This is a genomic window from Sphingomonas lycopersici (assembly GCF_026130605.1).
Lineage (GTDB): Bacteria > Pseudomonadota > Alphaproteobacteria > Sphingomonadales > Sphingomonadaceae > Sphingomonas > Sphingomonas lycopersici.
This window is the reverse complement of sequence record NZ_JANFAU010000019.1, coordinates 43,406-56,675: the sequence shown is the minus strand read 5'-3', so window position 1 is coordinate 56,675 and position 13,270 is coordinate 43,406. Positions and strand designations below refer to the sequence as shown.

Here is a 13,270-nt window from a genome sequence, read left to right as displayed (position 1 = left end):
GCCGCGCCAAACCAGACCAGGATATATTCGACCGCGCGCGGGCATTCGAAGCTGCGGTGGATAAGGCGCCGGTGGAAGCCGACGCTATGCCCCAGCAGCAGGCCCGCGCCTGTGGTGAGGGCGAAGACGATCACCGCCCCCGGTGTCGCGGTCAGCGGGCAGAGGATCAGCGCCGCGAGCATCATGCCGCCATTCCAGAGCGAGTGGACGGGATCCCATCGCACGCGCCCCTCGACCGAGCTGGCGCCGGCTATGGCGACCAGCGAATTGACGGCGTGTGGATCGTGCATCTCGGCCATCGCGACTCTCCTGAAAGCGATAAACTTATTTCTTAAATACCTTCCCCTCTTGTCAAGTGGTTAGCTTATTCCTTAAATGGGACGCATGCAGCGCGTGTTTGAAGCCTTGTCCTCGGTCAACCGGCGGAAGATTCTTGCCTATCTGGCGCACGCCGAACTGAATGCGGGCGAGATCGCCGCGCGCTTTGAAATGTCGAAGCCGGCGGTCTCGCAGCACCTGGCAATTCTGGAGGCGGCCGGCCTGGTGGCAAGCGAGAAGCGCGGCCAGTATGTCTTCTATCGGCTGGTCCCCGACAATCTGGCCAACACGCTGCATGGCTTCGTGCAGGAAGTTTGTCCGGTCTCACGCCCGCTCAAGGCGGAGAGCGCCACTCTCGCGCGGCGAGATAAGCCGGTGGACGAAGCATAACCACCGGATGGAGAGGTTTGTCACCCTCCTGATGATCGGCGGCTTCCACAAACGAGGCGGCAAAAACGAACTCTACGCTCTTAGCCAAAAACGTCGGAATTCGCCCCTTCGAATCGGCACCGAGGCCAGCTCGAATCGGCCACTCTGTCGCGGGTTCGATGCCGAAAACCGACCGATTTTTGCAGTGGACCAGGGTGGGACCACGGTTTTTTGCGGCGTCTTAAGCTTCAGAAATATCAATATTTTATCGGCCAAAGTCGAGTCCTGTAAGCGCACCAGAACATCCAGCAGACAGCACAATTCACCGAGCGCCATTGAAGCGAGCTCGGCCGGCTCATCGTCCGCCACGTATCCATCAACTACCCGCGCAGCCCCGCCGCAACCGTCATCGCCACTCGCCGTGGCTCGTCGCCGCGCGCCACGCCGGGCGTTGCGCGTGGTGATGATCGCCCCGATGCAGACGCAGCTGATAGGCCAGCGCGAACAGAAAGGCGCCGGACACGAGCAGCCCGACGGCGAGGAACGATTTGACCACCTCGAAACCCAGCGCCGGGCCGATGCCGAGAAGAACGCCGGCGAAGAAGATGGCCAGCCCGCTGCCGATCAGCCAGCCGCGTCCATGATCCGGCCTGAGCTGCCCTGCGCCGAATATCGTCGCCAGCCCGACGATGATCGCCCAGGCGGTGACCATCGTGAGCAATGCGTCGACCGTTGCCGCGGGGCGGGCAAGCGCGACGATGCCGGTGATCGCGTCGATCAGGCCGACCGCGCCGAGCGCCAGCCAGCCGGAGCCGATCCGCGCGTGATGCGTCGCAAGGATGACCGAGAAGAGCGCATCGGCGAAACAATAAGCCGCGAAGACCGCGACCAATGCGGCAACCGTCATCGCCGGCCAGGCGATCAGCGCGATGCCGAGCAACGCTGCGGCACCGGCCTTCAGCCCGATCGCCGGCCAATGGTCGGTCGCGCGTTCGTTGAACGGTTCATCTTCGGGCTCGACCGAGATCTCGTCGGGCTCAGCGGGCGTCCGACCGATCGCGTCCGTCCCGCTTGCGAATCGTTTATCCATCACAACCTCCTCAAGATCGTGTCGAACTTCCGCGCTATCGGGGTCGTCGACCGGCCTCGGGGCACGGTTGATCGGTCTGTCGGGGCGCGCCCTTCGCGCGGACCGGTCGGCCCGTCGTTTGAGGTCGTGCGGTTCATGCCAGCCAGTACGCGCCGGACGCCGGGGTCGGCTGCCTCCGCTCGTGCGGGAGGCGTCGGCTCTTCTGTCGCTCACGTCGACGCGGCCGCCGGAATGCGACTCACGCGATCGTTTCGGGAAACGCACGATATCGGGTGATGTTCCCGATCGCGATCGGTCGTCGGCGCTTGCCGCCGCCTCGCGCGATGCGCGAGGAGGCGGTTCGAGCGCGGCTTATTTGGTCGTATAGCCGCCGTTCACCAGGATAGTCTGCCCGGTCATCCACCAGCCGTCGGAGACCATGAAGCGGATATAGGGAACGATGTCCTCGATATCGGTCAGCCCGGTCTTCGAGAATGCCGACAGCGCCGCCGCGGTCTTGTGGTAGGCGACCGCGTCGGCGCCCTCGGCCGGATAGAAGAAGGGCGTGTCCATCGGCCCGGGGCCGATCGCCGTCACCGAAATGCCGCGCGCGCCGAATTCCTTCGAAGCGGCGCGGGTGAAATGCTCGACCGGCGCCTTGGTCCCCGCATAAGCGGCATAGAAAGGGGTGTAGGCGCCGAGCAGCGAGGTCACCACCGTCAGCACCTTGCCATTGTCGTTGAGGTGCTTGCCGGCCTCCTTGAGGAAGAAGAAGGCGGTCTTGGAATTGACCGCGGTCATGCCGTCATATTCCGCCTCGGATATCTCGATCATCGGCTTTTTGAGGACCTTGCCGACCGTGTTGATGGCGATATCGATGCCGCCCATCGCCGCCTTGGCATCGGCGAACAGGCGCTCCATCGCCCCCGCGGTGGTGAGATCCGCCTGAAAGCTGTGCGCTTCGGCGCCCGCCGCGCGGATCGCGGCCACGGTGCGCTCGGCGTCCGCCGCCGTCGACGCGCTGTTATAGTGGATCGCGACCGCCGTGGCGCCATGACCCGCAAGATCCGTGGCGATCAGGCCGCCGAGATTCTTGGCGCCCCCAGCGATGAGAATGGTTTTGCCGTTGATTTTATGGTCGGTCATGCGCGTGCCTCCTATGGGGTCGGGAGCCGCGATCGGCTCCGTCACCGCCAGATTAGCGCCGGCATTGGTGGTATAAAGGCGACCATTCTGACATCACATGTCATGGCGAACGAACAATAGGCTGTTCCGATGGATCGCATCGACCTGTTCCGCATCTTCGCGCGCGTCGTCGAATGCGCGAGTTTCACCCGCGCGGCGGATCTGCTCGGGATGCCGCGCTCCTCGGTTTCCGCCGCGATCCAGGAACTGGAGGCACGGCTCGGCGCGCGGCTGCTCCACCGGACGACGCGGCGCGTCACCCCCACGCAGGACGGGATCGTGCTTCACGAACGTTGCCTGCGCGTGATCGCCGAGATCGAGGATGTCGAGGGGCTGTTCCGCGAAACCGTCGCCGGGCCGAGCGGCTTGCTGCGGATCGACGTCCCGGGGCGGATCGGCCGCCTGATCGTCGCGCCGGCGCTGCCCGCCTTCCTGCAGCGCTATCCGCATATCGAGATCAGCCTGGGGGTGACCGATCGCGCGGTGAACCTCGTCCAGGAGAATATCGACTGCGTGGTGCGGGTGGGGCCGCTGGCGGATTCCGGCCTGATCGGGCGGTCGATCGGGAACCTGCCGCTGATCAATGTCGCCAGCCCGGCCTATCTCGCCGAATTCGGCACCCCGCTCCACCCGGACGAGCTCGGCGGCCACCGCGCGGTTCGCTATGCGTCTCCATCGACCGGGCGCATTGAGGATTGGGAATGGTGCGACGACGGCAGTGTCCATACGCGCGCGCTGGCCGGCAATGTCATCGTCAACAGCGCCGAGGCCTATATCGCCTGCTGCCTCGCGGGGCTCGGGCTGATCCAGATCCCGGCCTATGACGTGAAGGATCATCTGGCCGCCGGGGATCTCGTCGAGGTCATGCCGGCGCACCGCGCCGAGCCGATGACGATCACCCTGCTCTATCCCCATCGTCACAATGTGACGCGGCGCCTGGAAGTCTTCATCGACTGGCTGGAGCCGCTGCTGAAACGCGAGCTTCTTCCTTCCTGATATCGCGGCCCAGCGGCCGCATCTCGCGGATGAGATCGACCAGCAGACGCAGCGCGGTCGGCACCTGCCGGCGCCCCGGATAATAAACATGGAAACCGCCGCCGATCGGCGCCCAGTCGCCGAGCACGATCCGCAGGGCGCCGCTGTCGAGATAACGCGCGAGAACCGGTTCCGCGCCATAGATGATGCCGATCCCGCTGACGCCGAAACCGATCGCAGCGGGGCTTTCGTCGACGGTCAGCGGGCCGGGTGCCGCGATCGTGACGGCCTCCTCGCCGCGCTCGAATTCCCAATGATAGAGCTGGTCGTTGCCGAGCCGGATGCCGATGCAGCGGTGCGCGTGCAGGTCCTGCGGCGTCGCCGGCGTGCCGAAGCGCGCGAGATAATCGGGCGACGCCGCCGCGACCCAGCGGATGTTGGGCGAAAGCCGCTGCGCGATCATGTCCTCGGGCACGGTGCCACCGTACCGGATACCGGCGTCGAAGCCGCCGGCGATGACGTCGATCAGCCGGTTGCTGACGCTGATGTCCACCTCCACCTCGGGATAGCGCGCGACGAACACCGGCATCACCGGATCGAGCAGCAGCGGCACCGCATCGCCGAGGACATTGATCCGTACGCGCCCCGCGGGCGTATCGCGGAACCGGTTGAGGTTCTCCGCCGCCTCCCCCACCGCCTCCAGCGGCCGCTCGATCGAGGCGCGCAGTTCCTCGCCCGCCGCGGTCAGCGTCACGCTCCTCGTGGTCCTGTTCAACAATCGCACGCCGCGCCGCGCTTCGAGCGCGGTCATCGCATGGCTCAGCGCCGAGGTCGTGACGCCCATCTCCAGCGCGGCACGCCGGAAGCTGCGATGCCGGGCGATCGCGAGGAAATAGAGGAAATCCGCGAGATCGGTTCGGTTGAGCTGCATGGCGCTTGTTACCACTTTGTTGAGGCAAGCTCATCAGTTCATTGCGCGCGAGGGCGCTAATCCGCGCGCCCTCGACGGCTTAAATTCGTTCGGTCGCTGCCCCGATGCAGAAAGGAACGATCGCGATGGACATCACCCGGAAAGCAGAGCTCAAGACCGTCGACGGGCCCTCGGACTATTTCACCGGCAAGGTCACGATCACCGGCCAATTCCAGCGCCCCGCACCGTCGCGCGTCGGCGGCGCGATCGTTCACTTCGAGCCCGGCGCGCGTACCGCGTGGCATTCGCACCCCGCGGGGCAGACGCTGATCGTCACCGAAGGCGTCGGCTGGACGCAGATCGAGGGCGGCCCGAAGCTCGAATTTCGCGCCGGCGACGTGCTGTGGTGCCCGGCCGAGCACAAGCATTGGCACGGCGCGACCCCGCATGAGGGCATGACCCACATCGCCATCCAGGAATCGGTCGACGGCTCGCCGGTGACCTGGATGGAGAAGGTGACCGACGCGGAATATCTCGCGCCGCTGGCGCAGGGCTGAGCAGTGAACCCGATCCACGATCTCGAGGAGAAGGGTATCGCGCGTTAGGTTGCTTCCCCTTCCCCCCGGCGCTGGCCGGGTGGTCGTCTCCCCTCCTTGGGTCCTCGCCTTCGCGGGAGCACAAGAGATTTACGGGCCCCCTCCCCCGCGGCTGGACGCACTCGCCGGCGCGGTGATCGAACGCCTTGAGTCCCGCCGCCTTTTGCTTCATCGGCACGCGCATGGCGGCACGGTTCCGCACGGCACGCGCATCAACGCGGATCGGGATGCTGGCGATCATCGCCTGCGCCCTGTTGGCGCGCGTGCTGATCCCGCAAGGCTGGATGCCGGTCGAAACCGACCGCGGGTGGCAGATGTCGATCTGCAGCGGGACCGGCCCGGTCGAGATGGCGGCGTCGCCGGTGCTCGCCGCCGCGCTCAAGGCGATGCATCCCGGGTCGGACAAGCCGGATAAAAGCGCCAACGACCACCCCTGCACCTTCTCCGGGCTGACCGTCGCGCTGGACGGACCGTCGGCGCCGATCCTCGATCTCTCCGCGCCGGCAACAGCGACCTCGCTACCTCGCGCGATCCTGGCGGTTGCGATCGGCCGCGGCCTTGCCGCGCCGCCGCCGCCCTCCACCGGACCACCCTCGATCCGCTGAGCAAATACCGTTCCGGGCCTCGGCTTCGGACGGTTTTTCTTTGCGCGAAATCAGAGGGTTATCATGTCTCGTTTTACTTGCGCGCTCGCCTGCGCGCCGCTCGTGCCGTGGGTGTTCGTCGCCCCCGCGCATGCCCAGACCGCCGATGCCGCCCCGGCCAACGATATCCTTGTCGTCGGCCAGACGCAGAAACCGATCTCGATCGAGCCGCGCGGCCTGTCGGTCAGCCTCGGCGACGAGCAATTCGCCGGGGTCAACGCCGCCAATGTCGAGGATCTGATGAAATATGCGCCCGATTTCTTCGTGCGCACGCGGTTCATCGGCGACAATAATGCCGTGCCGGGCTTCCGCGGCACCCACAGCACGCAATCGGCGCGGACGCTGGCGATGGTCGACGGGTTCGTGATCTCGAACTTCCTCGGCAATTCGTTCAATTTCCCGCCCGCCTGGGGCGTCGTCAGCCCCAATGAGGTGCAGCAGTTCGATATCGTCTACGGGCCTTATTCCGCCCGTTACGGCGGCAATTCGATGGGCGGGATCGTCAACATCACGACGCGCCCGCCCGACAAGACCGAGCTGTTCGTCAACCTCCAGAATTTCTTCCAGCCCTATGATCAGTTCAAGACGCGCGAGGATCTGTGGGGCTGGTCGGCCGAGGGCGGCTTCGCGTGGAAGCCCAAGGACAGCGCCTGGGGCGTGCGCGTCTCCGCGCGGCGGCTGATCAACCAGGGCCAGCCGATGCAATTCTACCAGCTCGGCTATTCGGCATCGGCCTATAACGACCCGTCGGCCGGCACGCCGATCGGCGGCGCGGTCGTGGACCCCAAGCTGATGCCGGTGACGGGCACCAAGGTGGTGACCCCGGTGGTCGGCGATTATTCGCTGACGCACAGCCGGCAGGATCAGGCGCGCGCCGAGCTGCGTTACGACGCCGGCGCGGTCCACGGCGAATTGCTGTTCGCTTATTGGTGGAACGAGGAAAAGACGCTCAACCCGAGAAGCTATATCACCGATGCGGCGGGCCGGCCGTTCTACGGCGACGCCACCGGGCTCGTCAGCTTCGGCGGGCACGGCTACACGCTCAATGCCGCGAGCAGCTTCCGCCAGGGGCTGGCCTACAAGAACGAATATCTGCTCGGCGGGAAGATTGCGGCGCCGGTCGCCGGGTTCGACGTACGGCTCAACATCTCGACGCTGCGTTTCGCGCGGCAGGACACTTACCAGTCCAACGGCTATGCCGCCGGGCTGACGGACGGCGCGGGCCAGTGGACGCATCAGGGGCCGACCGGCTGGTACACCGGCGATCTCATCGCCACGCGCACGATCGGGCGGCACGCGATCGCCTTCGGCGTCGACGGCAATCGCTACGAGACCGACCAGAGCGTGTTCGCGACGACCAACTGGCGCACCGGCACCGCCCCAAGGCTCAGCACCCGCACCTTCGGGCGCAGCAACATGATCGGCGGCTTCGCCGAAGATGCGATCGCGCTCGACGATGCGACCCGGCTGACATTGGGCGTCCGCTACGACCGGTGGCGCGCCTATGACGGCGGCATCACGGCGATCGCCAAGGCCGGGCCGCTCACCGGACTGCCGGTGACGCAGCTTTACGCCAGCCGCAGCGACGATGCGTGGAGCCCGAAGATCGCTTTGCGGCATGTCTTCGCGGGCGAGTGGATCGCCGAGCTCAGCCTCGCGATGGCGACGCGCTTCCCGACGGTCGGCGAGCTGTTCCAAGGCTCGCTCAACGGCGACGGCAGCTTCAATCCCAACAGCTTCGATCCGAACCTCAAGCCGGAACGGAGCAAGGACGCCAATCTGCTGCTGCGCCATCGCTTCGGCCCGGTGACCTTGACCGGCAGCGCTTTCTATCAGCGCGTCCGCAACACGATCTTCCAGTTCGTCGGCTTCAACCAGAACGGGGTGTCGACCTCCAGCTACAAGAATATCGATCTGACGCGTCAATATGGCCTCGAGCTGATCGCCGAGACGCGCGACTGGCCAGTCCGCGGGATGGATATCGACGGCAATGGCGCGTGGATCGATGCGATCACGGTCAGCAACCCGTCCGACCGCGCATCCGAAGGTGTGCAATTTCCGCGCATCCCGCGGTGGCGGCTCAACGGCAATTTGCGCTATCGCATGACTCCCGCGCTTCAGGCGGTGGTCGGGGTGCGCTACGCCAGCCGTCCCAACACCGATCTCGACGGCCTCTATCGCGGTGACGATTACGGCTACACCTCCGAACTCTTCGCCCTGGACCTAAAGGCCAATGTCGACATCAACGACCATTTCCGGCTCTCGGCCGGGGTCAACAATCTCACCAACGATCGTGCCTGGGTCTATCACCCCTATCCGCAGCGCACCTTCATGATCGAAGCGGGGGTGAAGCTATGAGCGTCCACGCCCCCGGGACCCGCTGGTACAATGCGGTATGGCGCTGGCATTTCTATGCCGGGCTGTTCTGCATCCCGTTCGTCATCTGGCTCGCGCTCACCGGCTCGATCTATCTGTGGCGCCCGCAGATCGAGGCGTGGCTCGACCGACCCTATGACCATCTCGCGACCGACGGCCCGGTGGCGTCACCCGACGCGCAGGTCGCCGCCGCGCGCCGCGCGGTGCCGGGGTCGACGCTGCGCAAATATGTGCTGCCGGAGCGCGACGATCAGGCCGTCCGCATCCTCGTCGCCGATCATGGCGCCGACAAACGGGTCTACGTCGATCCGCATAGCCTCGCCGTGCTCAAGGTCGCGACCGAGGAGACGCGCCCGATGCGGGTGATCTTTCACCTCCACGGCGAATTGCTCGCCGGGGCGGTCGGCAGCTATCTGGTCGAGATCGCCGCCTGCTGGGCGATCGTGATGATCCTTACCGGCGTTTATCTCTGGTGGCCGCGCGGGCGCAAAGGGCTGGCTGGATTGCTCTATCCGCGACTCAGCGGCGGGCAGCGGGTCTTCTGGCGCGACATCCACGCCACCGCCGGCATCTGGGTATCGGTCTTCGCGCTCTTCCTGATCCTCACCGGGCTGCCCTGGGCCAAGGGCTGGGGAAGCTATCTCGGCGAGGTCCGCACGCTGACCGGCACGGCCAGCGGCCCGGTCGACTGGACGATCGGCGGCAAGGCGCCCGCGGCCGATGCCATGTCGGGCCACGCCGACCATCGCGGGATGACGATGCCCGCGCCGCCGCCCCGTCCGGGCGAACTGGCACGGGTGATCGCCACGGTCCGGCCGCTCGGGGTGGCGCCGCCGGTGCTGGTCTCGCCGCCGAAGCGTGCGGGCGCGCCGTGGAAGATATCGTCCGACGCCGCCGATCGTCCGCTGCGCAGCGATCTCAAGATCGACGGGGCGACCGGCCGCCTCGTCAACCGCGTCGATTTCGCGCAACGCCATTGGATCGACCGCACGATCGGCTATGGCGTCGCGGCGCACGAGGGCGCGCTGTTCGGGATCGCCAACCAGATCCTCGGCACATTGACCGCCTTGCTCCTGATCGCCCTCGCGGCGAGCGGCGCGGTGATGTGGTGGCGCCGGCGACCGATCGGGCTGCTGGGGGCGCCGATCCCGCTGTCGCGCCCACGATTCGGCGTCGCGCTGGTTGCGGCGATCGGTGCGCTCGGGCTTTACCTGCCGCTGTTCGGCGCGACGCTGATCGCCATGCTCGCGCTCGAATGGATCGTGCTGCGCCGGTGGCGCGTCACGCGGCAATGGCTGGGGCTCAGCCGCGCGCCCGGCTGAAGCCCCCGCGCTTGTCGGCCGAGCGGCCGCTGCCCGGCTATCCGTCGGCGACATCGGCACGGCGCTCATGCTCGATCGCCATCTTGAGATGCAGCCTGCGTATCGTGAGAGAGGTCGCGCGATAGGCCATCCCATAGGCCTGGCGCGCCCGCCGCTCGTGGAATTCCCGGTCGCCGCCGCGTCGTGTCGCTTCGCCGTCCATCGCCTTCTCCCGGATTCGAGTCGCCTCCATCCGTGTCCCAGATTAGCACGGACGGCCGCGGCACCGCGATCGATTCGAATTAACCTGTGTTGGCAGGTCGTGCCGCCCTCAGGCGTGGATCAGGCGGTCGATCACCTCCGTCACCCGCTTGACGGTGATCGGCTTCTCGCACCGAACGATATCGGCGAAGCGCGGCGGGAAGATCGAGCCGTCATAGCCGGTGGTGAACAGGAAGGGCACGCCGCGCGTCAGCAGCATATCCGCCGCGGTGAACCGCGTCTCGCCCCCGAGATTGACGTCGAGGATCGCCCCGTCGATCGCCGGCTCGGCATCGATGATCGCCACCGCATCCTCGATCGTGCCCGCGGGGCCGAGCACGATCGCCCCAGCCTCCACGAGATGAAATTCGAGCTCGATCGCGAGCAGATATTCGTCCTCCACGACGAGCACGCGGCAGCCGCGCAGCGAGCTGTCAGACATCGGCTTCCTCCTGCGACGCGGTGGCCGAAACCGGGATGGTGATCGTGCAATGAACCCCGTCCGCGCCCAAGCGATAGTCGGTCCGGGCGCCAAGCTGATAGGGCAAGGCCCGCTCGATCAGCTCACGCCCCTGTCCCCCGCCATTCGGGCGGGCGCCGGGAGGCGGCATGCTGACCCCGCTCTCGATCCAGTCGATCCGCAGCCACGGCCGCCCGCCTTCGCCCGGCGGTTCGATCGACCAGGTCACCGTCAGCTTTCCCTGCGGCTGCCCGAGCGCGCCATATTTCACCGCATTGGTCGCCAGCTCGTGGAAGGCCATCGCCAAGGTCTGCACCGTCGAGGAGCGCAGCCGAATCCCGCGCGGCCCTGCAAGGCTGACTCCCTCGGCAACGCCGTTCATCGCCGCCAGCTCGGATTCGATCAACTCGTCGAAGGTGACGCGATCATGCTCGGTCAGCCGCGACAACAGCCCCTGCACCCGCGACAGCGCCTCTAGCCGGTCGCCGAACCGCTCGCGGAATTCGGGCAGATCGCCGCTGGCGCGCGCGGTCTTCTCCGATAGCGACCGGATGACACCGATCAGGTTGCGGGTGCGATGCTGGAGCTCGCGGACCAGCACCAATTGCCGATCCTGAAGATCGCGGATGTCGTGAACGTCGGTCGAGGTCCCGAGCCATTCGTTGATCGTGCCGGCCTCGTTGCGCACCGACACCGCCCGCGTCTTGAACCAGCGATATTCGCGTGTCGCGGCGTGGTTGATGCGCGCCTCCAGCGCTAGTTCCCCGGTCCGCGGCGCATCGCGCCACGCCAGCCGCGCAGCGCCGCGATCATCGGGGTGGAAGGCGTTCAGCCAGCCGAGCCCTGCGCTCTCCGCCTGGCTGAGACCGGTATAATCGCTCCATTGCGGGCTCGACCAGGTCCAGTCCCCGGCATCGTCCGCGCGCCAGACGAGCTGGGGAATGCCCTCCATCAGGACCTGTAGCCGGTTCTGCGTCTCGCGCAGCTCGGTAAGATCGTGCCCCACGCCGCCGATCAGCGTCACACGCCCCGCGGCGTCGATGATCGGAAAATCAGTGTTGCGCAGCCAGCGGATCGCGCCGTCGGCCGGGCGCCGGATGCGATAATCGAACGTCACGCGCTCGCCCTTGCGGACGCGCCCGATCGCTTCCACGGCGCGCTCGCGGTCTTCGGGGATGATCAGATCGAGCCAGTTTCTGAAATTGTTGCCGCCGAGCGCCTCCTCGCGGCTAAGGCCGTAGATCGCCTCGAACGCCGGGGTCAGATATTGCCATTGCAATTTCTCGGCATCGCGGATCCACAACACGTCGAGCGACGCCTCGCCGAACTGGCGCAGCCGCTCCTCGCTGGCGCGCAGCGCCTCGGCGGCGCGTTTCGCGGCGTTGATATCGGAGATTGCGGTGACGGCACCGGTCACCCGCCCCTGCTCGTCGCGCGTCGGGACGGTGGCGACGGTGGCCCAGATCGCCGCGCCCTCCGAATTGGTGAACAGCATCTCCTTGCCCGGAACGATCGTTTCGCCACGCAGCGCCCGCGCGGTCGGAAAGTCCTTGGGCTTCAGCATCTCCCCATCGGCGTCCCATGCGCGCCACCGTGCGCCCTGCAGATCGCGCGACGGGACAATCCCGCTCGGCATGAAGCGCCGATATTCGGTGTTCGAGATCACCGCATTGCCCGACATGTCGATCACCCCGACCCCGACCGGCACGGTCTCGAACGCCGCCGCCAGCCGCGCTTCGCTCTCGCGGATCCGCGCGTTGGCCTGGTGGCGCTCGATCAGATCCGCCGACAGACGCGCCAGCACGTCGAAATAGCGATAGCCATCCGGCGCGAGCTCCCGCCGGTCATACCAATGGGTCGACATCATCCCCACGACCTGGCCGTTGAACGCACGCAGCGGGGTGGATTGAACCGACAGGATGCGCGAGCGCCGATACGCCTCGACATCCTCGAAATGCCCGTCGAACCGGTCCATATCGGGGACGACGATACGCTCGCCGACCTCCAGCGCGCGACCGCAGGAACTGCCGGTATCGGCCTTCACCCACTCCCAGAATTTCGCGGATTCGGGGTGGAAGCCGCGCCACGCGAGCAGCTTGAGCCGCCCGCTCGGCGGATCGAGCATCTGGATGCTGGCCGCATCCGACCCAGTGAGCACCGCCGCGGCATCGACGATCTTCTGATACAGGACCTGCGGCTCATGCTCCCCGACCAATTCGGCGCTCACGCGCTGCAACACCTCCATCGCAGCGAATTCGGTGGCGCGCTGCGCCTCCACCGCGCGTCGCTCGGCTGCCAGCTGAAGCCGGTCGATCACCGGCCCGAGGATCGCCGCATAGGTCCGCAGGAACTGGATATCGTCGTCGTCGAACTGGCGCGGTACAGTGCTGTCGACCTGGAGGATGCCATAGGCGCGCGGGCCGGGCACGAAGATCGGCACGTTCACGAATGCGACGATGCCCGCTTCCTTCAGGAACTGCGGCACATCGAACCGCGTCTCGTGCGCGATATCCTGGGTGATGACCGGATGCCCGGCATCGATCGAATAGGTCTCCGACGAATGTTCGCTCATCGGCAGCCGCAACCGGCCGACGACGTCACTTCGCCAGCCGACCCCCGCGCGCACGAACAATTCGCTCCCACCCCCGATGATCTCGAGCACCTTGGCGCGATCGGTGCCGAGCGCCCGGCCGACGAGGCGACAGGCCTCGGTGAGGATCTCGGTGAGATCCTCGGAACGGATTGCGAGGTTGCCGAAGTCGGCCAGGATCTGCTGGCGCTTCAACATCGTCTCGGGGTCCGGCAT

12 protein-coding genes and 1 pseudogene are annotated in these 13,270 nt (G+C 66.5%); 6 read left to right on the top strand and 7 right to left on the bottom strand.

All coding sequences use genetic code 11. The features are described from left to right. A pseudogene (locus NED98_RS21930) lies at positions 1-299 on the bottom strand (acyl-CoA desaturase); the annotation flags it as partial. An 85-nt stretch (positions 300-384) separates the two neighbouring features. On the opposite strand from NED98_RS21930, the gene NED98_RS21925 reads away from it, so the two are divergent. Continuing rightward, on the top strand, positions 385-708 hold the full coding sequence (locus NED98_RS21925) for a metalloregulator ArsR/SmtB family transcription factor (protein ID WP_265314479.1): 324 nt from the start codon (positions 385-387) through the stop codon (positions 706-708). Between the two features lie 385 nt (positions 709-1,093). Here NED98_RS21925 and NED98_RS21920 read toward each other — a convergent pair whose 3' ends face one another. Further along, positions 1,094-1,777, bottom strand: a complete 684-nt coding sequence (locus NED98_RS21920) for an HdeD family acid-resistance protein (RefSeq protein ID WP_265314478.1) — start codon at positions 1,775-1,777, stop codon at positions 1,094-1,096. Between the two features lie 351 nt (positions 1,778-2,128). Then, positions 2,129-2,902, bottom strand: a complete 774-nt coding sequence (locus NED98_RS21915; RefSeq protein ID WP_265314477.1) for an SDR family oxidoreductase — start codon at positions 2,900-2,902, stop codon at positions 2,129-2,131. A gap of 129 nt (positions 2,903-3,031) precedes the next feature. On the opposite strand from NED98_RS21915, the gene NED98_RS21910 reads away from it, so the two are divergent. Beyond that, entirely contained in the window at positions 3,032-3,937 is a 906-nt protein-coding gene (locus NED98_RS21910; RefSeq protein ID WP_265314476.1) for a LysR family transcriptional regulator, read from the top strand. Here NED98_RS21910 and NED98_RS21905 read toward each other — a convergent pair. Continuing rightward, on the bottom strand, positions 3,888-4,847 hold the full coding sequence (locus NED98_RS21905) for a LysR family transcriptional regulator (RefSeq protein WP_265314475.1): 960 nt from the start codon (positions 4,845-4,847) through the stop codon (positions 3,888-3,890). The genes NED98_RS21910 and NED98_RS21905 overlap by 50 nt on opposite strands. Positions 4,848-4,972: 125 nt before the next feature. Between NED98_RS21905 and NED98_RS21900 the strand changes: the two genes are divergently transcribed. The 4 genes from NED98_RS21900 to NED98_RS21885 all read left to right on the top strand — a co-directional run bounded on the left by NED98_RS21900 (position 4,973) and on the right by NED98_RS21885 (position 9,764). Next, positions 4,973-5,383 carry a (R)-mandelonitrile lyase gene (locus tag NED98_RS21900; RefSeq protein ID WP_179512543.1) on the top strand — a complete coding sequence of 137 codons (411 nt, stop codon included), beginning with the start codon at positions 4,973-4,975 and terminating at the stop codon, positions 5,381-5,383. Positions 5,384-5,604: 221 nt separating this feature from the next. Further along, a complete protein-coding gene (locus NED98_RS21895; RefSeq protein ID WP_265314473.1) occupies positions 5,605-6,027 on the top strand; it encodes a hypothetical protein in 423 nt (140 codons plus the stop codon). A gap of 63 nt (positions 6,028-6,090) precedes the next feature. Further along, on the top strand, positions 6,091-8,424 hold the full coding sequence (locus NED98_RS21890) for a TonB-dependent receptor (protein ID WP_265314471.1): 2,334 nt from the start codon (positions 6,091-6,093) through the stop codon (positions 8,422-8,424). Continuing rightward, a complete protein-coding gene (locus NED98_RS21885; protein WP_265314470.1) occupies positions 8,421-9,764 on the top strand; it encodes a PepSY-associated TM helix domain-containing protein in 1,344 nt (447 codons plus the stop codon). Before NED98_RS21890 ends, NED98_RS21885 begins: the two co-directional genes overlap by 4 nt. 37 nt (positions 9,765-9,801) lie before the next feature. Here NED98_RS21885 and NED98_RS21880 read toward each other — a convergent pair whose 3' ends face one another. The 3 genes from NED98_RS21880 to NED98_RS21870 all read right to left on the bottom strand — a co-directional run bounded on the left by NED98_RS21880 (position 9,802) and on the right by NED98_RS21870 (position 13,270). Next, on the bottom strand, positions 9,802-9,966 hold the full coding sequence (locus NED98_RS21880; protein ID WP_179512547.1) for a hypothetical protein: 165 nt from the start codon (positions 9,964-9,966) through the stop codon (positions 9,802-9,804). A 108-nt stretch (positions 9,967-10,074) separates the two neighbouring features. Then, a complete protein-coding gene (locus NED98_RS21875; RefSeq protein WP_265314468.1) occupies positions 10,075-10,446 on the bottom strand; it encodes a response regulator in 372 nt (123 codons plus the stop codon). Further along, positions 10,439-13,270: a PAS domain S-box protein gene (locus NED98_RS21870; protein WP_265314467.1), complete on the bottom strand. Its 2,832-nt coding sequence runs from the start codon at positions 13,268-13,270 to the stop codon at positions 10,439-10,441. The genes NED98_RS21875 and NED98_RS21870 overlap by 8 nt, the downstream gene beginning before the upstream one ends.

Coding starts and splice junctions, on each gene's coding strand:
- NED98_RS21925 (WP_265314479.1), top strand. CDS start 385: ATGCAGCGCGTGTTTGAAGCCTTGTCCTCGGTCAACCGGCGGAAGATT.
- NED98_RS21920 (WP_265314478.1), bottom strand. CDS start 1,777: ATGGATAAACGATTCGCAAGCGGGACGGACGCGATCGGTCGGACGCCC.
- NED98_RS21915 (WP_265314477.1), bottom strand. CDS start 2,902: ATGACCGACCATAAAATCAACGGCAAAACCATTCTCATCGCTGGGGGC.
- NED98_RS21910 (WP_265314476.1), top strand. CDS start 3,032: ATGGATCGCATCGACCTGTTCCGCATCTTCGCGCGCGTCGTCGAATGC.
- NED98_RS21905 (WP_265314475.1), bottom strand. CDS start 4,847: ATGCAGCTCAACCGAACCGATCTCGCGGATTTCCTCTATTTCCTCGCG.
- NED98_RS21900 (WP_179512543.1), top strand. CDS start 4,973: ATGGACATCACCCGGAAAGCAGAGCTCAAGACCGTCGACGGGCCCTCG.
- NED98_RS21895 (WP_265314473.1), top strand. CDS start 5,605: ATGGCGGCACGGTTCCGCACGGCACGCGCATCAACGCGGATCGGGATG.
- NED98_RS21890 (WP_265314471.1), top strand. CDS start 6,091: ATGTCTCGTTTTACTTGCGCGCTCGCCTGCGCGCCGCTCGTGCCGTGG.
- NED98_RS21885 (WP_265314470.1), top strand. CDS start 8,421: ATGAGCGTCCACGCCCCCGGGACCCGCTGGTACAATGCGGTATGGCGC.
- NED98_RS21880 (WP_179512547.1), bottom strand. CDS start 9,966: ATGGACGGCGAAGCGACACGACGCGGCGGCGACCGGGAATTCCACGAG.
- NED98_RS21875 (WP_265314468.1), bottom strand. CDS start 10,446: ATGTCTGACAGCTCGCTGCGCGGCTGCCGCGTGCTCGTCGTGGAGGAC.
- NED98_RS21870 (WP_265314467.1), bottom strand. CDS start 13,270: ATGCCGGACCCCGAGACGATGTTGAAGCGCCAGCAGATCCTGGCCGAC.